16 protein-coding genes are annotated in these 17,886 nt (G+C 73.6%); 12 read left to right on the forward strand and 4 right to left on the reverse strand.

The genetic code is table 11. The features are described from left to right. Nucleotides 1-156 precede the first annotated feature (156 nt). The 3 genes from panD (at nt 157) to ACZ64A_RS04535 (ending at nt 1,544) form a co-directional block, all read left to right on the forward strand. On the forward strand, nt 157-576 hold the full coding sequence (gene panD / locus ACZ64A_RS04525; RefSeq protein WP_469808160.1) for an aspartate 1-decarboxylase: 420 nt from the start codon (nt 157-159) through the stop codon (nt 574-576). Between the two features lie 32 nt (nt 577-608). Continuing rightward, nucleotides 609-953, forward strand: coding sequence for a GNAT family N-acetyltransferase (locus ACZ64A_RS04530; RefSeq protein WP_469808162.1), 345 nt, complete (start codon nt 609-611; stop codon nt 951-953). A gap of 117 nt (nt 954-1,070) precedes the next feature. Further along, a complete protein-coding gene (locus tag ACZ64A_RS04535; RefSeq protein WP_469808163.1) occupies nt 1,071-1,544 on the forward strand; it encodes a carboxymuconolactone decarboxylase family protein in 474 nt (157 codons plus the stop codon). 1,045 nt (nt 1,545-2,589) lie between these two features. Here ACZ64A_RS04535 and gndA read toward each other — a convergent pair. Further along, complete coding sequence (gene gndA, locus ACZ64A_RS04540) at nt 2,590-4,029, reverse strand: NADP-dependent phosphogluconate dehydrogenase (protein WP_469808164.1); 1,440 nt, start codon at nt 4,027-4,029, stop codon at nt 2,590-2,592. A 315-nt stretch (nt 4,030-4,344) separates the two neighbouring features. On the opposite strand from gndA, the gene ACZ64A_RS04545 reads away from it, so the two are divergent. Further along, a complete protein-coding gene (locus ACZ64A_RS04545) occupies nt 4,345-5,604 on the forward strand; it encodes a transglycosylase family protein (protein ID WP_469808165.1) in 1,260 nt (419 codons plus the stop codon). On the opposite strand, the gene ACZ64A_RS04550 is transcribed toward ACZ64A_RS04545, so the two are convergent. Continuing rightward, the gene (locus ACZ64A_RS04550) at nt 5,594-6,871 is read right to left on the reverse strand and encodes a DMT family transporter (RefSeq protein WP_469808167.1); all 1,278 of its coding nucleotides are present in this window, start codon (nt 6,869-6,871) and stop codon (nt 5,594-5,596) included. The two genes, ACZ64A_RS04545 and ACZ64A_RS04550, sit on opposite strands and share 11 nt — an antisense overlap. 227 nt (nt 6,872-7,098) lie before the next feature. On the opposite strand from ACZ64A_RS04550, the gene ACZ64A_RS04555 reads away from it, so the two are divergent. The 5 genes from ACZ64A_RS04555 (at nt 7,099) to ACZ64A_RS04575 (ending at nt 13,740) form a co-directional block, all read left to right on the forward strand. Continuing rightward, a complete protein-coding gene (locus ACZ64A_RS04555) occupies nt 7,099-7,971 on the forward strand; it encodes a (2Fe-2S)-binding protein (protein ID WP_469808168.1) in 873 nt (290 codons plus the stop codon). Between the two features lie 51 nt (nt 7,972-8,022). Then, nucleotides 8,023-9,195, forward strand: coding sequence for a glycogen synthase (glgA, locus tag ACZ64A_RS04560; RefSeq protein ID WP_469808170.1), 1,173 nt, complete (start codon nt 8,023-8,025; stop codon nt 9,193-9,195). Between the two features lie 50 nt (nt 9,196-9,245). Continuing rightward, complete coding sequence (gene glgC / locus ACZ64A_RS04565; RefSeq protein WP_469808171.1) at nt 9,246-10,466, forward strand: glucose-1-phosphate adenylyltransferase; 1,221 nt, start codon at nt 9,246-9,248, stop codon at nt 10,464-10,466. Between the two features lie 327 nt (nt 10,467-10,793). Then, nucleotides 10,794-12,143 carry a wax ester/triacylglycerol synthase family O-acyltransferase gene (locus ACZ64A_RS04570; RefSeq protein ID WP_469808172.1) on the forward strand — a complete coding sequence of 450 codons (1,350 nt, stop codon included), beginning with the start codon at nt 10,794-10,796 and terminating at the stop codon, nt 12,141-12,143. Between the two features lie 103 nt (nt 12,144-12,246). Beyond that, nucleotides 12,247-13,740, forward strand: coding sequence for an SDR family NAD(P)-dependent oxidoreductase (locus ACZ64A_RS04575; RefSeq protein ID WP_469808173.1), 1,494 nt, complete (start codon nt 12,247-12,249; stop codon nt 13,738-13,740). Between the two features lie 46 nt (nt 13,741-13,786). On the opposite strand, the gene ACZ64A_RS04580 is transcribed toward ACZ64A_RS04575, so the two are convergent. Beyond that, nucleotides 13,787-14,236, reverse strand: coding sequence for a hypothetical protein (locus ACZ64A_RS04580; protein WP_469808174.1), 450 nt, complete (start codon nt 14,234-14,236; stop codon nt 13,787-13,789). 468 nt (nt 14,237-14,704) lie between these two features. Here ACZ64A_RS04580 and ACZ64A_RS04585 point away from each other — a divergent pair, with 468 nt between their 5' ends. Continuing rightward, the gene (locus ACZ64A_RS04585; RefSeq protein WP_107082809.1) at nt 14,705-14,878 is read left to right on the forward strand and encodes a hypothetical protein; all 174 of its coding nucleotides are present in this window, start codon (nt 14,705-14,707) and stop codon (nt 14,876-14,878) included. Between the two features lie 60 nt (nt 14,879-14,938). Beyond that, complete coding sequence (locus ACZ64A_RS04590) at nt 14,939-15,421, forward strand: GNAT family N-acetyltransferase (protein ID WP_469808176.1); 483 nt, start codon at nt 14,939-14,941, stop codon at nt 15,419-15,421. A gap of 104 nt (nt 15,422-15,525) precedes the next feature. Here the strand turns inward: ACZ64A_RS04590 and ACZ64A_RS04595 are convergent, their stop codons facing one another. Next, complete coding sequence (locus tag ACZ64A_RS04595; protein WP_469808177.1) at nt 15,526-16,839, reverse strand: MFS transporter; 1,314 nt, start codon at nt 16,837-16,839, stop codon at nt 15,526-15,528. A 57-nt stretch (nt 16,840-16,896) separates the two neighbouring features. Here ACZ64A_RS04595 and ACZ64A_RS04600 point away from each other — a divergent pair, with 57 nt between their 5' ends. Then, nucleotides 16,897-17,883, forward strand: coding sequence for a helix-turn-helix domain-containing protein (locus ACZ64A_RS04600; RefSeq protein WP_469808178.1), 987 nt, complete (start codon nt 16,897-16,899; stop codon nt 17,881-17,883). Nucleotides 17,884-17,886: the final 3 nt, after the last annotated feature.

Genomic DNA, 17,886 nt, shown 5'->3' on the forward strand with positions numbered 1-17,886 from the left:
ACAGGGTGGTTGACGCGAAAGCCCAGGCAGGGAGCCTTGCCCCCACTGGCAAGCGATGTTCCTCACAAACATCGACTTCGACGCGTGCCGGTGTAGAGTTAAGACCGCCCTTGACCTGCAGAAAGCTGGCAGGGAGCCGTCTTCCAGGAGTCCAAAGTGCTGCGTACTCTGTTCAAGTCCAAGATCCACCGCGCCACCGTCACCCAGGCCGACCTGCACTACGTGGGATCCGTGACCATCGACGCCGAGTTGCTCGAGGCCGCCGATCTGCTGCCCGGTGAGCTGGTGCACATCGTCGACATCACCAACGGGGCGCGGCTCGAGACGTATGTCATCGAGGGGGAGCGCGGGTCCGGGGTGATCGGGATCAACGGGGCCGCCGCCCATCTTGTGCACCCCGGCGACCTGGTGATCATCATCAGTTACGCTCAGGTCACCGACGCCGAGGCGCGGGCGCTGACGCCGCGGGTGGTGCACGTGGACCAGGGCAACCGGATCGTGGCCCTGGGTGCCGACCCGTCGGAGCCGGTGCCGGGCTCGGACCAGGAGCGCAGCCCGCAGGCCGTCTCGGCCTGACGCGAGCCGGAACCCATGATCAGGAGCGTGGCATGAGCGACATCGAGATCCGCGACGACCGGGCCGCCGGCCGGCTGGAGGCCCTCGGCAACGGCGAGGTCGTCGGGCACATCGAGTACTTCGTGCTCGACGCTCCGGCAACCGCCCTGGTCCCGGTCCACACGATCGTCGAGCCCGCGCACGAGGGGAAGGGCATCGCCTCCTCCCTCGCGCGCGAGCTGTACGTCATCGCCGCGCGCGAGGGCGTTCCGGTCGCCCCGCTGTGCCCGTACGTCGTGAAGTGGGCCGCCAAGCATCCCGACGAGGCCCCGGCCGCCGACCCCGAGCTGCGCACCGCGGCGAAGGCATGGCTGGCGGCCCACCCCGGGCGGTTCTAGAGCCCGGCGCCGGTGCCCTGCGCCCCTAGTGGCGCAGGTCACATTCGGAGCTGTCACATCGGGGCCGCCTGCCGCGTCGTATGGGTGCACGTGACGACGACTCACAGGGAGCCCATGATGAACGCTCGGCTGAACCTCTTCGAGAACCCGGTGACGGGCAAGCTGTTCCGGCACTTCAACGCCGCCGGAAAGGTGATCGGCGACTCCTCGCTGCCCGCCTCCACCCAGGAGCTGGTGAAGATCCGGGCCAGCCAGATCAACGGCTGCGGGTTCTGCACCGACATGCACACCAAGGACGCCGCGGCCGCCGGCGAGACCTCGGTACGCCTCAATCTCGTCGCCGCCTGGCGGGAGGCGACCGTGTTCACCGACGCCGAGCGCGCCGCCCTGGAACTGGCCGAGGAGGGCACGCGGATCGCGGACGCGGCCGGCGGTGTCCCCGACGAGGTGTGGGCGAACGCCGCCAAGCACTACGACGAGGAGCAGCTCGGGGCGCTGGTCGCGCTGATCGCCCTCATCAACGCCTACAACCGCGCCAACGTCCTCGTCCAGCAGCCGGCGGGCGGCTACGAGCCGGGCATGTTCGGCTGACGGATCGTCCGGTCGTCCGGGCGACGTGGTAAGGGGGAGCCGTGAGGGGGCGAGGGGGCCCGTCCGCCAGGGCGGAGGGCCGGGCCGGCCTCGCCCCCCGCGCCGGCCGTGGCGGTCGGGTCCGCGCTGCACGCACCGGCGTTGGGCCATGCGGAGGGCGCGTCACGGCTCCACCGGGTGACTGGCCGCGGGGGCGCCGGGTACGCGGGGGAGTAGTCCAGCAGCCACCGTCGACCGACCGGCCGGAGGACGCCATGACCGACCCGTTCCATGACCCGGTGCATCCGGGCCCGACACCCGGCCCGGATCCCCAGCCGCCCTACGGGGATCCGGTGTCGCCCCCGGACCCCACCCCGACCCCCCAACCACCCGGCCCGGGCCCCCAGCCGACCCCTCAGCCCCCGGGGCCGGGGCCCGAACCGACTCCTCAACCCCCAGGCCCCGAGCCGACCCCGCAGCCCCCGGGCCCCGGGCCCGAACCAACTCCCCAGCCGCCGGGGCCGGGTCCGCAGCCGACTCCGCCTCCGCCGCCGGGTCCCGGGCCGATCCCGCCTCCCGGGCCCGGCCCGAACCCGCAGCCACCGGGGCCGACCCCGCTCCCGGAGCCGGACCCTTCCCCGATCCCGCCGGGCCCCGAGCCCGTTCCGAGCCCGGAACCCGGGCCACCCCTGACCTAGCCGGGGCGCTGTACGGCGCGGCGAAGAGGCGCGGCCGCCCTGGTGGTCCGGGCGGCACCGCTGTGCGGCCCCCAGGCAGCCCGTGGGGCACCGCCGGTGGGCGGTCTCTCCGGCAGTACGTGCAGACACCGCCCGGGGGACGGCCTCTCCGGCAGTCCGCGGCACTGCCTGGGGCATGGCCTCCCGGCATTACGGCGGGGGGGAACCGCCGGGGGCGGCCTGCCGGCAGTACGTGAGGCCCCCTGGCGGGCGGCCCCCCGGCAATCCCTGGCCCGCCGCCGGACAGGCCCCCCGCCGGACAGCGGGCGGGCGGCCCCCCGGCAATCCCTGGCCCCCGCCGGACCCCCCCGCCGGACAGCCCCCCGCCCCTACGCCGTGACCTCCGACCGGTCCCCGCCCCACAGCGTGTGGAAGGAGCCGTCGCGGTCCACCCGTCGGTAGGTGTGCGCGCCGAAGAAGTCGCGCTGGGCCTGGGTGAGGGCGGCCGGGAGGCGTTCGGCGCGCAGGGCGTCGTAGTAGGCGAGGGCCGCGGCGAAGCCCGGGGTCGGCACGCCCTGGAGGGTCGCGGCGACCAGCACCTCGCGCCAGCTGTCCTGCGCCGCCGCGATCTCCCGGGCGAACGTCTCGTCGCTCAGCAGGCTCGGCAGGTCCGGCCGCGCGTCGTACGCGGCGCGGATACGGTCCAGGAACGCGGCCCGGATGATGCAGCCGCCGCGCCAGATCGACGACACCGCTCCCAGGTCGATGTCCCAGCCGTACTCCTCGCTGCCCGCGGCGATCTCGTGGAAGCCCTGCGTGTAGGACACGATCTTCGAGGCGTACAGCGCCTGCTCCACCCGGTCGGCGAAGGTCGCGGCGTCCGCCTTGGACAGCGGCGCCGCCTTCGGACCGGCCAGCTCGCGGGACGCGGCCCGCAGCGCCGCGTGGCCCGACAGCGACCGGGCGAAGACCGCCTCCGCGATGCCCGACACCGGTACGCCGAGGTCGAGGGCGATCTGGACCGTCCAGCGGCCGGTGCCCTTCTGCTCGGCCTGGTCCACCACCACGTCCACGAACGGCTTGCCCGTGGCCGCGTCGACGTGCGCCAGCACCTCCGCCGTGATCTCGATCAGATACGAGTCGAGCCGGCCGGTGTTCCAGGTGCGGAAGATCTCCGCGATCTCCGCCGGCGTGTATCCGGCGACCTCGCGCAGCAGCTGGTACGCCTCGCCGATCAGCTGCATGTCGGCGTACTCGATGCCGTTGTGCACCATCTTCACGAAGTGCCCGGCGCCGTCCGGACCGACGTGCGTCACGCAGGGCGCCCCGTCCGCCGCCTTCGCGGAGATCTTCTCCAGCATCGGACCGAGCGAGTCGTACGACTCCGTCGAGCCGCCCGGCATGATGCTGGGGCCGTTGAGCGCGCCCTCCTCGCCGCCGGAGATGCCCGTGCCGACGAAGTGGATGCCGCGTTCGCGCAGCTCACGCTCGCGGCGCCGGGTGTCCGCGAAGTGCGCGTTGCCACCGTCGATGATCATGTCGCCGGGCTCCAGCAGCGGGGCGAACTCCTGGATCACCGCGTCCGTCGGCTCGCCGGCCTTCACCATGATCACCAGGCGGCGCGGCCGCTCCAGCGCATCCACGAACTCCTTGGCGGTCTCGGTCGCGACGAAGTCGCCCTCGTGCCCGAACTCCTCCACCAGCGCGTGCGTCCGCGCCGCCGTCCGGTTGTGCAGCGCCACCGCATAGCCGTTGCGCGCGAAATTACGGGCGAGATTGCGGCCCATCACCGCGAGTCCGGTGACGCCGATCTGCGCTGAAGTGCTCATACCGTCTGCTCCCGAAGACCTAGAAGACATGGGGACTGCAAGACATGGGAAGGGTGGGGGAAGATCGTGCCGTTCCTGCCCGCCAGTATCGCCTCTCGACCATGCTGACGTGCCGCTACGCCCGCCGCACATCCGGCGGGCGCCGCACCCCCAGTACGCACGGAAGGTGCCCGGTGCCTCAGTCTCCGGCTCAACGGACGGCTGTTCCCGGCCACTTGGCACCGGGGGAGGCTGATTCGCTGTCTTGTCACGGTCTGTTCCCGGCGCCTACTGTGCCGCTCCTGACGCTCACGCGTGTCGAGGGGGGCTCCCAGCATGGCCGTACGCGGCCGGCACCGCCGGTACCAGCCGAACAGGATCAACCGCGCCTCACTCACCGTCACGGCGGGCGGTGCGGGCATCGCCCTGCCGCTCATCGGTGCCGGTGCCGCGCACGCCGCCGACCTGTCCACGTGGAACAAGGTCGCCGCCTGCGAGTCCAGCGGCCACTGGAGCGTCAACACCGGCAACGGCTATTACGGCGGCCTGCAGTTCACCCAGTCCACCTGGGCGGCGTACGGCGGCGGCAAGTACGCCGCGCGTGCCGACCTCGCCACGCGGCAGCAGCAGATCGCCGTCGCCGAGAAGGTGCTCGACGGACAGGGCCCCGGCGCCTGGCCGGTGTGCTCGGTACGCGCCGGGCTGACCAGAGGTGGCCCGGCAGCCGACGTCCATCCGGACAGCGCCCGCACCGCCGCCCGGCCCGCGCAGCGGTCCGCCGAGCGCTCGCTGCCCGACGTCCAGCCGCAGACCACGCCCCAGTCCCGGGCGGGCCGCACCGAGATGTACACCGTGATCCACGGTGACACCCTGTCCGGCATCGCCGAGACAGAGCACGTGCCCGGGGGCTGGCAGCGGCTGTACGAGGCGAACCGCACCACCATCGGCGCCGACCCCGACCTCATCATCCCCGGCCAGCGGCTGCGGGTGCACGGTGGCGGTGCCACGAAGGCCGCCCCGCCGAGCCACCGCCACGCGGGCAGTGCGGCGCCGGCGCAGAAGTCGCCCGAGAGGACCGCGAAGAAGGCGCCGAAGCAGGCACCGAAGAAGGCCGCGGACAAGGCGGCGGACAAGGCTGCGGAGAAGGCCAGGAAAGCCGCGCCGGGGCCGAGCCGGAAGGCAACCGGCGCTCACGCCCTCGTCGCGCCCGTCAGCGGTGGCGTCGGCACGATGTACCACGTCGCGGGTTCCTCCTGGTCGAAGGGCTACCACACCGGCGTCGACTTTCCCGTGCCGACCGGCACGTCCGTGCGCGCCGTCGGCTCGGGCGAGGTCGTGGACGCGGGGTGGGGCGGGTCCTTCGGCTACCAGGTGGTCATCCGGCACGCCGACGGCCGCTACACCCAGTACGCCCACCTGTCGGCGATCTCCGTGCGGGCGGGACAGTCCGTGGGCGGTGGTCAGCGCATCGGCCGTACCGGCTCCACCGGCAACAGCACCGGCCCGCACCTGCACTTCGAGGTCCGTACCGGACCCGGCTTCGGCACGGACGTGGACCCGCTGGCGTATCTGCGGGCCGGCGGCGTCAGGATCTGACCCGGGCGCGGTGCCGGTCCGGTACCAGGACCGGTACGCCCGGCACGAGCACCGGGACACAGGGGCTGACGTAGAGCGGGGCACAGACGTAGAGCACCTCGTCCGGCGCGCTCGCCGGCTCCCCGCCCCGGTACGCCGCCGCACGCCCGCCGTAACCCGCCGAGGCCGCGGGAGCGGGCCGTACGCCTCCCTGCGCGGGCACGGCCGCCACGACCGGTACCTCGACGGACGCCGGTTCCGGCGCCGGCGCCCCGGCGAACCCGAGTGCGGGCGCCGGCACCGCGGGCGGCATCTCCGCGGACCCCGGTACAGACGCCCGCACGTCCGACGGCATCTCGACGGCCCCCAGTACAGGTGTCGACACCCGCCCCGGCACCTCGTCCGGTCCCGCCGCAGGCACCGGCGGTACCGGCCGCTCCGCCCCGCGCGCCCCGGCCGTCTCCGCCAGCCGCTCCGTCGTCAGCAGGATGAGCCCGCCCGCCGCGAGGATCCCGCAGCCCAGCGCCAGCACCGTGCCGGTCGTGCCGTGGCGGAAGGTCTCGCCGAACATCGTGATGCCCACCGCCGCCGCGACCACCGGGTTCACCACCGTCAGTGTGGCCAGCGGCGCCGTCAGGCCGGCGCCGCGGTAGGCGGCCTGGGAGAGCAGGACCCCGGCGCAGGCGAACGCGCCGATGACCGCCAGCGACGGCACGTCGGACAGCGCCGGGCCGTCGGTGAAGTCCACGGCGACGGTCTTGGTGAACACCGAGGACATGCCGAACGCGACACCGGCGGCGGTCGCCAGCAGAACGCCGCGCACCGCCGGGTGCCGGTGCGCGGCCCGGCCCGCCACCATCAGCGCCGCGACCGCACCGCCGGCGACCAGCGCGCCGGCCACGCGCTGCGCCGTGTCCAGCGACTGCGCCGCCGACATCCCGACCAGGGCCAGCAGACCCGCCAGTCCCACCGTGGCCATGATCGCGCCCCGCCAGGCGGTCGCCCCGGCCCGGCGGCCGACGAACACGGCCGCCATGGGCAGCGCCAGCACGATCGTGAGCGCGCCGAGCGGCTGCACCAGACTGAGCGGGCCGCAGGCGAGCGCCACCACGTGCAGCAGACCGCCGAGGCCGTTCAGCGCCAGGGCACCCCACCAGGCGGGCCGGCGCATGGGGGCGTAGCTCTCGCCGGGGCCGGTCGCGGCGACCCGCTCCTGCACGATCGCCCCGGCCGCGTAGGCGACGGCGGAGACGAGCGACAGCAGCACGGACAGCGCGAGGGCGCTCATCAGCGGCTCCTTCGCGGGAGGCGGGGGCCCCGGGCCCGGCGCGACGAACAGTCGGCTTGCATGAGCAACACGATGCCGCTTCGCCCTCTTCCCGTCGTCGTCCCTGAGCACGCAATGCTTCCTACTGCCGATGGAGTACGACTCGGCTCCCGTCATCCCTCAGAGGGGTGACAGCGCCGCCGACCCGGTGATCACGGCCTCGAACGCCCTTGGTACTACTGCTGTCCGTGGACCTCGACCCCGGCCTCGCCGCCCTCCGCCCGCTCGGCGGCTTCTTCGTCCTGCGCGCCGCCGGACCCGAGCACCGCGGGCTGCCCACCCTCGCGGACGCCTACGACGCCGGACGGGCGCTGCCCACCCCCGCGGACTCCTGCGGTGGCGGACGGGGGCAGGTCCACCCGGATCCGCTCGACGTCCGGGTGCGCAGGGTCGCCGCCGGTGTCCGCGCGCCCGAAGCGCGGGTCGCGGCGTCCCTCGCGCACCAGGGGCTGGCGGCCAGGCTGTGGTCCGTCGCCCTGGGCTGCGCCGTGCTGTACGGCACGCTCCCCGACCTGGACCCGCGGCTGCTGCGCTGGGACCCGGAGGGCAGCACGCCCGACGACCTGTGGCTCACGGAGCTGCGCCCTGGCCCGCACGCCCCGGCCGCACCGGGGGACGACCCCCGCTCCGCTCCGCCGGATCTCGCCCGCGCCGTCCTGGACGGCCATCTGCACCCGCTCGCCGCGGCCCTGCGCGCCCGTCACCGCCTCGCCCCCGGCCTGCTGCGCGGCAACGCCGCCTCGGCGCTGGCCGGAGCCGGCCGCCAACTGCACGGCTGGGCGCTCGCCCACGACCGCCCCGACACGGCGTCCCACGCCCGCACCCTGACCGCCGCCCTGCTCGCCCACCCCGCCCTCGTCGGCGCCGGCACCACGACCGGCACCCAGACCGGTCCCGCGACCGGCACCCCGACCGTCCCCGGCACCGGCGGTCCTACCGGTTTCCCGGCGTTCCGCCGCCGCAGTTGCTGCCTGTACTACCGGGTGCCCGGGGGAGGCGTGTGCGGCGACTGTTGCTTCTTGAGGCCCCCGCGCTCTTCCCCACGCGCCCCGTCTGGGTGACCATGAAAGGAGACCGTTGGGCAACTGCCGCCGAGCACAGGGGGTCGACGGGTGCGAGTGGGACTGCTGACCCGGGAGTACCCCCCGGACGTGTACGGCGGCGCGGGCGTCCATGTGGAGTTCCTGGCCCGCGAACTGGCGCCCCTGGTCGATCTCGACGTGCACTGCTGGGGTGAGGGCTCCTCGGCGGACAAGGCGGCCGGCATCCAGCGCCACCGTCCCTGGGCCCGCCTCGACGACGCCAACGACGCGCTGCGCACCTTCTCCGTGGACCTGTCGATGGCCGCGGCCCTGCAGGGCCGCGACCTGGTCCACTCCCACACCTGGTACGCCAACCTCGGCGGCCACCTCGCGAAGCTGCTGTACGGCGTCCCGCACGTGGTGACCGCGCACTCGCTGGAGCCGCTGCGCCCCTGGAAGGCCGAGCAGCTCGGCGGCGGCTACGCGCTCTCCGGCTGGGCCGAGCGCACCGCGATCGAGGCGGCCGACGCGGTGATCGCCGTCTCCGGCGCGATGCGCGAGGACATCCTGGCCTGCTATCCGGCGCTCGATCCCGCCCGGGTGCACATCGTCCACAACGGCATCGACACCGCGCTGTACCGGCCCGACCCCGGCACCGACGCCCTCGTCCGGGCCGGCGTCGACCCGAGCCGCCCGTACGTGCTCTTCGTCGGCCGCATCACCCGGCAGAAGGGCGTCCCGCACCTGCTGCGGGCCGTGCGCGACATCGACCGCGGCGCGCAGGTCGTGCTGTGCGCCGGGGCGCCGGACACCCCGGAGATCGACCGGGAGTTCCGCACGCTGTACGAGGAGCTGAGCGCCGTACGCGACGGGGTCCTGTGGATCCCGCGCATGCTGCCGCGCCCCGAGGTGATCCAGCTGCTCACGCACGCGGCGGCCTTCGTCTGCCCGTCGGTGTACGAGCCCCTGGGCATCGTGAACCTGGAGGCGATGGCCTGCGGCACCCCGGTCGTCGCCTCCCGGGTCGGCGGCATCCCCGAGGTCGTCGAGGACGGCGAGAGCGGGGTACTCGTCGACGTGGACGAACACTTCGAGGCGGGTCTGGCCCGCGCGCTGGACGAGGTCCTCGCCGATCCGGCGGCAGCCCGGCGGATGGGTGAGGCGGGAAGGGAGCGGGCGGTCACCCGGTTCGGCTGGGACGCGGTCGCTCGGCGCACCGTAGCGCTCTACGAGGAGATTCTCGGCGGCATCGAACAGGCGTAACGCGCCCTGACCAGGGGCAGGCATCGGTCAACCAGGTGAGGGGAGCGGCCATGCGTCGTGGTGGTCCTTCGGTGCTCGGCATCGTGCTCGCGGGCGGAGAGGGCAAGCGCCTGATGCCCCTGACCGCCGATCGCGCCAAACCGGCGGTCACTTTCGGCGGGACGTACCGCCTCGTCGACTTCGTGCTGTCCAACCTCGTCAACGGCGACATCCTGCGCATCTGTGTGCTGACCCAGTACAAGTCGCACTCACTGGACCGGCACATCACCACGACCTGGCGGATGTCCAGCCTGCTCGGCAACTACGTCACGCCCGTGCCCGCCCAGCAGCGCCTCGGCCCGCGCTGGTACCTGGGCAGCGCCGACGCCATCCTGCAGTCGCTGAACCTCATCCACGACGAGCAGCCGGAGTACGTCGCCGTGTTCGGCGCCGACCACGTCTACCGGATGGACCCGCGCCAGATGCTGGCCCAGCACATCGAGGGCGGCGCGGGTGTCACGGTGGCCGGGATCCGGGTGCCGCGCAGCGAGTCCTCGTCCTTCGGTGTGATCACCCCGGGTTCGGACGGCCGGACGGTGCAGCGCTTCCTGGAGAAGCCCGCCGACCCGCCGGGCCTCGCGGACGACCCGGCGTGCGTGTTCGCCTCGATGGGCAACTACATCTTCACCACCAAGGCGCTGATCGAGGCCCTCCACCGGGACGCCGAGGACGACCGCTCGGTGCACGACATGGGCGGTTCGATCCTGCCCCAGCTCACCGAGCGCGGGGAGGCGCAGCTGTACGACTTCAGTGCCAACCACGTGCCCGGCGAGACCAGCCGCGACCAGGGCTACTGGCGGGACGTGGGCACCCTCGACGCGTACTACGAGGCGCACATGGACCTGATCGCCGAGCGTCCGGCGTTCAACCTGTACAACCGGCACTGGCCCATCTACACCCACTCCACCGACCTGTCGCCGGCCCGCTTCAACGCCGGGGGCATAGCCGGTGAGTCGATCATCAGTGCCGGGTGCCTGATCCGCGGCCAGGTCACCCGGTCGGTGCTGTCGCCGGGCGTGGTGGTCGACCCGGGCGCGGTGGTGCAGGGTTCGGTGCTGCACGACAACGTGCATGTCGGCCGGGGTGCGATCGTGCGCGGTGCGGTCCTGGACAAGAACGTGGAGGTGCCGCCGGGCGCCACGATCGGCGTCAACCCGAGCCGGGACGCGGAGCTGTACACCGTCTCCAAGGGTGGAGTGATCGCCCTCGGGAAGGGCCAGCGGGTGCTGTAGCCGGCGGACCGGCCGGCCGCTGGCCCCCGCATCGCCCGGACGTGAGCTGCCCTTGGGCGGGCCGTGCCCGGCCGGTGTGCGGTGGCCCGAACGGGCCGCCGGCCACGACCGCCACCCCGGTCGGCCCGCGGCCGTCCGGGTGGGGTGTCGTGCACAGCGTGTGCCTGCCGCGCCGAACCGGCCACAGTGGTCCCATGTGTCCCACCGCCCACTCAAAGGGTGGGACTTAATCTGCTGTTAACTGAGCGTAGCCTGATCGTACTTGACCGTAATCGGGTGCAGGGGTTTGACTGCTGGTTCATCCGTCCGTCGACGCGAGGCAAGCCCTTGACTTCAGATCTGCTCGCACCCCTCGACCTGGCGTTCTGGAACATCGAGACCCCCGAGCATCCCATGCATCTGGGCGCCCTCGGCATCTTTGCCGCGCACTCGCCGACCGCGGGCGCGCACGCGGCCGACCTGCTCGCCGCGCGCGCCGCGGCCGTACCCGGGCTGCGCATGCGCATCCGCGACGTGTGGCAACCCTCGCGGGCACGCTCCCCGTTGTCCTTCGGCGGTGCCGTCCGCGAACCCGTGCCGGACTTCGACCCGCTCGACCACATCCGGCTGCACGCCCCCACCGCCGACTTCCACGCCGAGGCCGGCCGGCTCATGGAGCGTCCGCTGGAACGCGACCGGCCGCCGTGGGAGGCGCATGTGCTGCCCGGCGCCGACGGGGTGTCGTTCGCGGTGCTGTTCAAGTTCCACCACGCCCTGGCCGACGGGCTGCGGGCGCTCGGCCTGGCCGCCGCCATCCTCGACCCGATCGACATGCCCGAGCCCCGGCCCCGGCCCGCCGAGCCGCCCCGCGGACTCCTGCCCGACATGCGCCGGCTGCCCTCGCTGGTGCGCGGCGCGGTCTCCGGTGCGCTGTCCGACGTCGGCCGCGCGCTCGACATCGGCGCCTCGGTGGCCGCGTCCACGCTCGCCATGCGCAGCACGCCCGCGCTGACCGCCGAGCCGTCGGGCACCCGCCGCACGGCCGGCGTGGTCCTCGACCTGGACGACGTGCACCGCGTCCGCAAGACCGTCGGCGGCACCGTCAACGACGTGCTGATCGCGGTCGTCGCCGGGGCGCTGCGGACCTGGCTCGACGAGCGCGGCGACGGCAGCGAGGGCGTCGCGCCCCGCGCCCTGATCCCGGTGTCCAAACGCCGCCCGCGCACCGCCCACCCGCAGGGCAACCGGCTCTCCGGCTACCTGATACGGCTTCCGGTCGGTGAGAGCGACCCGCTGGGCCGGCTCGCCGCGGTCCGCGTCGCCATGGACCGCAACAAGGACGCCGGCCCGGGCCGGGGCGCCGGCGCGGTCGCGCTGCTCGCCGACCACGTCCCGGCGCTCGGCCACCGGCTCGGCGGGCCGCTGGTCTCGCAGGCCGCCCGGCTGTGGTTCGACATCCTGGTCACCAGCGTGCCGCTGCCCAGCCTCAGCCTGAAGCTCGGCGGGAACCCGCTCACCGCGGTCCATCCGCTGGCGCCGCTGGCCCGCGGTCAGTCCCTGGCGGTCGCGGTCTCCACGTACCAGGGCCGGGTCCACTACGGACTCGTCGCCGACGCCGAGGCCGTACCGGATCTCGACCGGTTCGCGGCGGCCCTGACCCGTGAGGTGGAGACCCTGCTCACAGCTTGCGCGCACTGAGGTCGCGCGTTTGGTCCCGGGGTGCGGCGCTCCGTTAGAATTCCGCGTTCGACAGTGGGCGCGGTCGGAGCGCCGCGGGACCAGGACAGGGATCGGCAGCGCGATGACGGTGACAGAGGACGGCTCGGCGATCACGGACGAGGTGGTGTACGGGCCCGGCATCGACCCCGAGCGGCTGGCCGTGTGCCTGAGCGTGCTGGAGGAGCTCGACCGGATCGACGTCGACCACCCCGACGCGATCGCGGTGCGCCGGGCGACCTCGCACATCTACCGCACGGTCAAGCAGCGCCGCCGTCAGGAGCGCCGCGCCGCCAAGACCGCCCACGACCGCGCGGTCACCGAGGCCACCGCGACCGGCTCCGCCGAGCGCATCGACGACGAGACCGAGGGCATCCTGCCGTCCTCCAAGGTCGAGCCCGGCCGGATCGCGGGCATACTCCAGCGCCCCCGCTCCTGCTACACCTGCAAGAAGCGCTATGTAGAGGTCGACTACTTCTACCACCAGCTGTGCCAGGAGTGCGCCGCCCTGAACCGCGCCAAGCGCGACGTCCGCGCTGACCTCGCCGGCAAGCGGGCCCTGCTCACCGGCGGCCGCGCCAAGATCGGCATGTACATCGCGCTGCGGCTGCTGCGCGACGGCGCGCACACCACGATCACCACGCGCTTCCCGAAGGACGCCATCCGCCGCTTCAAGGCGATGGAGGACTCGGCGGACTGGCTGCACCGCCTCGAGGTCGTCGGCATCGACCTGCGCGATCCGGCACAGGCCGTGGCCCTGGCCGAGCAGGTCACCGAGGCCGGCCCGCTCGACATCCTGATCAACAACGCGACGCAGACCGTACGCCGCCGGCCCTCCGCGTACGCGGCGCTCGTCGACGGCGAGAGCGCCCCGCTGCCCGCCGGGGAGCTCCCCGCCCACCATGTGATCGGCGCCTTCAACTCCGGCGCGGTCGACGGCATCGCCGCACTGCCCATCGGCACCAGCGGCCTGGACGCGCAGAAGGTCGCCGACCTCGCCCTGGTCGCGGGCAACGCCAGTGTCGCCCGCCACCTGGACGGCACCGCCATCGACGCCGGCGGTCTCGTCCCGGACGTCGTCGACACCAACACCTGGGTGCAGACCATCGACCAGATCTCGCCCGTCGAGCTGCTCGAAACCCAGCTGTGCAACTACACGTCCCCGTTCATCCTGATCAGCGCGCTGCGCCCGGCGATGGCGGACGCCGCGAAGAAGGCGGCCAGCGGCCGGGCGTACGTCGTCAACGTCTCCGCGATGGAGGGCGTCTTCAACCGCGGCTACAAGGGCGCCGGGCACCCCAACACCAACGCCGCGAAGGCCGCCATGAACATGGTCACGCGGACCAGTGCCCAGGAGATGTTCGACAGCGACGGCATCCTCATGACCTCCGTCGACACCGGCTGGATCACCGACGAGCGCCCGCACTACGACAAGCTGCGCCTGGCCGAGGCCGGTTTCCACGCGCCCCTCGACCTGGTCGACGGCGCGGCCCGGGTCTACGACCCGATCGTGCGCGGCGAGGCGGGCGAGGACCTGTACGGCGTCTTCCTGAAGGACTACGCACCCGGCAAGTGGTGACAGCGCGTACCGGCCGGGGGTCCGTGGAGGGCGCCCGGCGCGCCGTTCAGTCGACGGCGCCGGTCCGGGCGTGGGGGGCGGCGAGCAGTTCCAGCACCGTGCGCCAGTCCTCCAGGACCCCGCCGTCGAGGGCGTCGGTGCGCGCCTCCTCGTCGGCCTGCCGCAGCGCGAGCAGCGCGTCGTCCGCGGCGGCGGTCTCGGACGGGACCGCGCGCACCAGTTCGTGGACCCGCTCGCCGAGCAGTGAGCGCACGGCCCCGGCCGCCCGTTCGGCGCCGCCGGTGGCGTCCCCGGGGCGCAGCAAGCGTCCCACGGCGAGCACCAGTCCGGCGACCTGGAGCTCCTTGTCGGCGGGCCGGCGCCGGCGCAGCAGTGCCGCGGTGCGCAGGGCGTGGTCGTGCAGATCGGCCGGGCCGGCGGCGCGCGCCGGCAGGTCCCGCACGCCCCGGCAGGCGTACAGCAGATCCATCAGCTCCTCGACGCTGCGCAGTTCCATGCGCCTGTCCTCCCGTGTCCTCGCGCGAGACCGCCGGTGCCGGCATGCCAGCAGAGCACGGCCGGCTTATCGCTCGGCCAACGGGACTTGAACGGCGGGCCGAAGTCGAAGACCCGCGCGGGCACATAGGCCGATCGAGTGACTGATAAAAGGCATCAAACCGGTCAAAAGGGTTCAATTCCCTAGTGGGGACATGTGCGTGACTTGCCATGGTTACCCCAAATTTTCAGCCCCATCGAGCGGGCCCCCGCTCATTTGGTTAATCTGTAGCGGACGGACAGCAGAACGGGGTCCCACCCACACCCACCGTCCGTCATGGGGCAAGCCGGTCCACCACGGCCTGATCCACTGTGAGTTGTCGACGCCACCGCGTCCGAACGCCTTGAGACATACCCGAGCGGGCGTCGAAGAGCAGGCCGCAGTATGGCCGGTACGCCCCCCGGGTGACCGACACATAAGGAGTGCGCGGTGACACCAGAGAAGACGAATCGCGAGCAGCGCCCCAAGGAACGCACGGAGCGCGCCGGCCGCCGGCCCGGAGAGATCGGCAGCCTCGACGTGTGGGCCCGGTCCGCCCCCATCCGCCTCGCCGGATACGAGGACGACCTCGCCGAGCCGCACATCCTGCCCAGCGTGGACTGACCCGCCCCGGGGCAGGACCATCGCGATCGCCGACCGCATGGGCGTGCCAGACTCACGCCCATGCTGATCAGAGAAGCCGCGGCCGAGGACTGGCCGCAGATCTGGCCGTTCTGGCACCGCATCGTCGCCGCCGCCGAGACCTACGCCTGGGACCCGGACACCACCGAGGAAGCGGCCCGCGCCCTGTGGATGAGCCCGGCCAAACGCGTCTACGTCGCCGAGGACGAGACCGGGGCCGTCGTCGGCTCCGCGTATCTGACGCCCAACTACGGCGGACCGGCCGCCCGCATCGCCAACGCCGGTTTCATGGTCGATCCCGGACAGGGGGGACGCGGTGTCGGCCGCGCACTCGCCGGGCACGTCCTGGCCGAGGCCAGGGCCCACGGCTACCGGGGGATGGTCTTCAACGCCGTCGTCGAGACGAACCCGGCCGTCGGCCTGTGGCAGTCCCTGGGCTTCACGATCCTCGGGACCGTCCCGGAGGCGTACGAACACCCCCGGCACGGGCTGGTGGGACTGCACATCATGTACAAGGCCCTGTAGCCGACGGAGTTCGCGCGCCCTGCGTACGCCCGGTCCCTGAGGGGCCTCACTGTTCGCGCGCCCGGCGTCCCTGCGCACGGCCCGCCTCGGACGCGCCCGTTCCCTCAACCCGCCTCGGCCTTCTCCCCGCGCCAGTCGCCGTCGCGGTGGGCCCAGCGCACCGCGGGTGCGACCGCGAGCCCGGCCAGGGCGAACAGTGCGCCCAACACCGCCCAGCCGAGCGACCCGTGGGCGATCGCGGTGACCGTGACCAACGCCGGGCCCGCCATCATGCCCGCCGACATGCCCGCACCGAAGACGCCCTGGTAGACACCGTGCGCGCGGGCGTCGGCGAGTTCGTAGCCGAGCGTCCAGCCACCGGCCGCCGACAGCACCTCGGCGAAGACCTGCACCACCGAGCCGGCCGTCAGCGCCAGCACCGCCCACAGGGGCGAGAGGCCGGCGGACAGGGCGTACACCGCGCAGGCCGCGGCCAGCAGCAGGCCCGACCAGGCCATCGCCCGCACCGCGGCCGGTACCCGCGCCGTGCGCCGGGCCACCCGCACCTGGAGCAGCGCCACCAGCACACAGTTGACGATCATCAGCAGCGCCGCCGTCCAGCGCGGCGCCCCGGTCCGCTCCACGATCCACAACGGCAGCCCGACCTCGGACAGCGAGTACTGCACGACCAGGACCGCGTTCAGCACCGTCACCGCCAGGAACGGCAGATCGCGCACCGCACGCCACGGGCTGTCGGCGGGCGCGCCGCCGTCCGGTCCGCGCCGCGCGGCGACATGCGCGGCCAGCGGCAGCCGCGGCAGCAGCACGGCCGGACCCGCGAACGACAGCGCGTTCAGCAGGATCACAGCCGTGTACGCGGCCCGCGAGTCCAGTTGCAGCGCGACCGCGCCGAGCGCGCCGCCCGCCCCCATGCCGACGTTCGTCACCATCCGCAGATACGCCCGCGCCTCCACCCGGGTCGCCGCCGGCAGCACGTCCGCGTACAGCGCGCCCTGCACCCCACGGCTCGCCGTCTGCAGGCCCGTCGCCACGACCACCGTGACGAGGAAGGCGGCGTAGGAGTGCACCAGCGTGTACGCGGCCGTCGCCAGACCCGTACCGCCCCACAGCAGCGCCCCGACCCGCCGGGCGCCCCACCGGTCAGCCGCCCGCCCGGCGGGCACCCCCGCCGCCACACCGACCAGTCCGGCGACCGTCAGGCCGACGCCGACCGCGGTCGCGTCCAGGCCGACGATGCGGGTGAAATACAGGACGCCCAGCGGGAAGTACAGGCCGTTGCCGAGGGAGTTGATGGCGGTCAGCGTCGTCGCCAGGCGCAGTGCCGGGTCGGCGGGCAGCAGTCCGCCGGCCCGGGTGGCGCGGCCCGGCGCGGGGGCGCCGTCCTGGCCCGGTGCAGGGGACACGGGTGTCGTGGTCATGCCGATCAGACAACCCGGTCGGCAGGGCGCTCCGGCATTGATTTAGCCTGGCGCTCAATGATCGAGTTCCGCTTCGGCGTCGGAGACCTCGCCACCACCTCCTTCGCCTGCTCCCCGCTCCAGGAGACGGTGTTCTCGCTGCGCTGCCTGCACGACCCGGCGCGCTATCCGCACCACCGGCCCTGGCTGCGCCGTATCCGGCCGCGCCTGGCCGGCCTCGACCACGAGGTGCTGACCGCCCTGTCCGCGCCGTGGCTGTGGGTGCCCGACTTCCTCACCCCGCGCCCCTCCCGGGCCCGCCCCGCCTTCGCCGACGAACTCGGCACGCTCCGCCGCACTCCGCCGGACGTCGTCGCCGCCGGCTTCCGCGCCACCTACCGCACCGAGGCCTGGCTGCCCCCGGTCATCGCAGGCGGCCTGGCCGACCCGCCGGCGCTGCTGACCCGGATCGCGGACGCCCTCGACGCCTACTGGCACACCTGCCTGCGCGACGACTGGTGGCCGCGGGTGCAGACCATCCTGGAGGCCGATCTCGCCCACCGCGGGCGGGTACTCGCCGAGCAGGGCGCTGCCGCGATGCTGACCGGGCTGGACGACCGGCTCACCTGGACCGAGGACCGGCTGCGGCTGTCCACACGGGACTTCACGGTCTCCGCGCCCTGGAGCGACGCCGTGGGCATAGCCGGGCGCGGGATGGTCCTGCTGCCCACGCTGTTCGCCCGGGGCGCCCAGCCGCTGATCGATCCGTCCCGCCCGCCGGTGCTGGTCTATCCCGCCCGCGGCCGGGCCACCCTGTCCGAGGAGCCCCCGCCGGTCACCCGTGACGCGCTCGCCCGCCTCCTCGGCCGCCCCCGCGCCCGCCTGCTGCTCCTGCTCGCCGAACCCGCCTCCACCACGGAACTGGCCCACCGCCTCGGCGTCACCCCGGGCGCGGTCAGCCAGCACCTCACGGTCCTCTACGACGCGGGCCTGCTCACCCGAACCCGCACCGGCCGCCTCGTCCACTACGCCCGCACCCCGCTCGGCGACGACCTGTGCCGCTAGGCC

The sequence above is a fragment of the Streptomyces sp. NPDC104814 genome, from assembly GCF_055583185.1.

Excerpts from the sequence above, each read along its gene's own strand:
- ACZ64A_RS04530 (WP_469808162.1), top strand. The coding sequence starts at position 609 with ATGAGCGACATCGAGATCCGCGACGACCGGGCCGCCGGCCGGCTGGAG.
- ACZ64A_RS04535 (WP_469808163.1), top strand. The coding sequence starts at position 1,071 with ATGAACGCTCGGCTGAACCTCTTCGAGAACCCGGTGACGGGCAAGCTG.
- gndA (WP_469808164.1), bottom strand. The coding sequence starts at position 4,029 with ATGAGCACTTCAGCGCAGATCGGCGTCACCGGACTCGCGGTGATGGGC.
- ACZ64A_RS04545 (WP_469808165.1), top strand. The coding sequence starts at position 4,345 with ATGGCCGTACGCGGCCGGCACCGCCGGTACCAGCCGAACAGGATCAAC.
- ACZ64A_RS04550 (WP_469808167.1), bottom strand. The coding sequence starts at position 6,871 with ATGAGCGCCCTCGCGCTGTCCGTGCTGCTGTCGCTCGTCTCCGCCGTC.
- glgC (WP_469808171.1), top strand. The coding sequence starts at position 9,246 with ATGCGTCGTGGTGGTCCTTCGGTGCTCGGCATCGTGCTCGCGGGCGGA.
- ACZ64A_RS04575 (WP_469808173.1), top strand. The coding sequence starts at position 12,247 with ATGACGGTGACAGAGGACGGCTCGGCGATCACGGACGAGGTGGTGTAC.
- ACZ64A_RS04580 (WP_469808174.1), bottom strand. The coding sequence starts at position 14,236 with ATGGAACTGCGCAGCGTCGAGGAGCTGATGGATCTGCTGTACGCCTGC.
- ACZ64A_RS04590 (WP_469808176.1), top strand. The coding sequence starts at position 14,939 with ATGCTGATCAGAGAAGCCGCGGCCGAGGACTGGCCGCAGATCTGGCCG.
- ACZ64A_RS04595 (WP_469808177.1), bottom strand. The coding sequence starts at position 16,839 with ATGACCACGACACCCGTGTCCCCTGCACCGGGCCAGGACGGCGCCCCC.
- ACZ64A_RS04600 (WP_469808178.1), top strand. The coding sequence starts at position 16,897 with ATGATCGAGTTCCGCTTCGGCGTCGGAGACCTCGCCACCACCTCCTTC.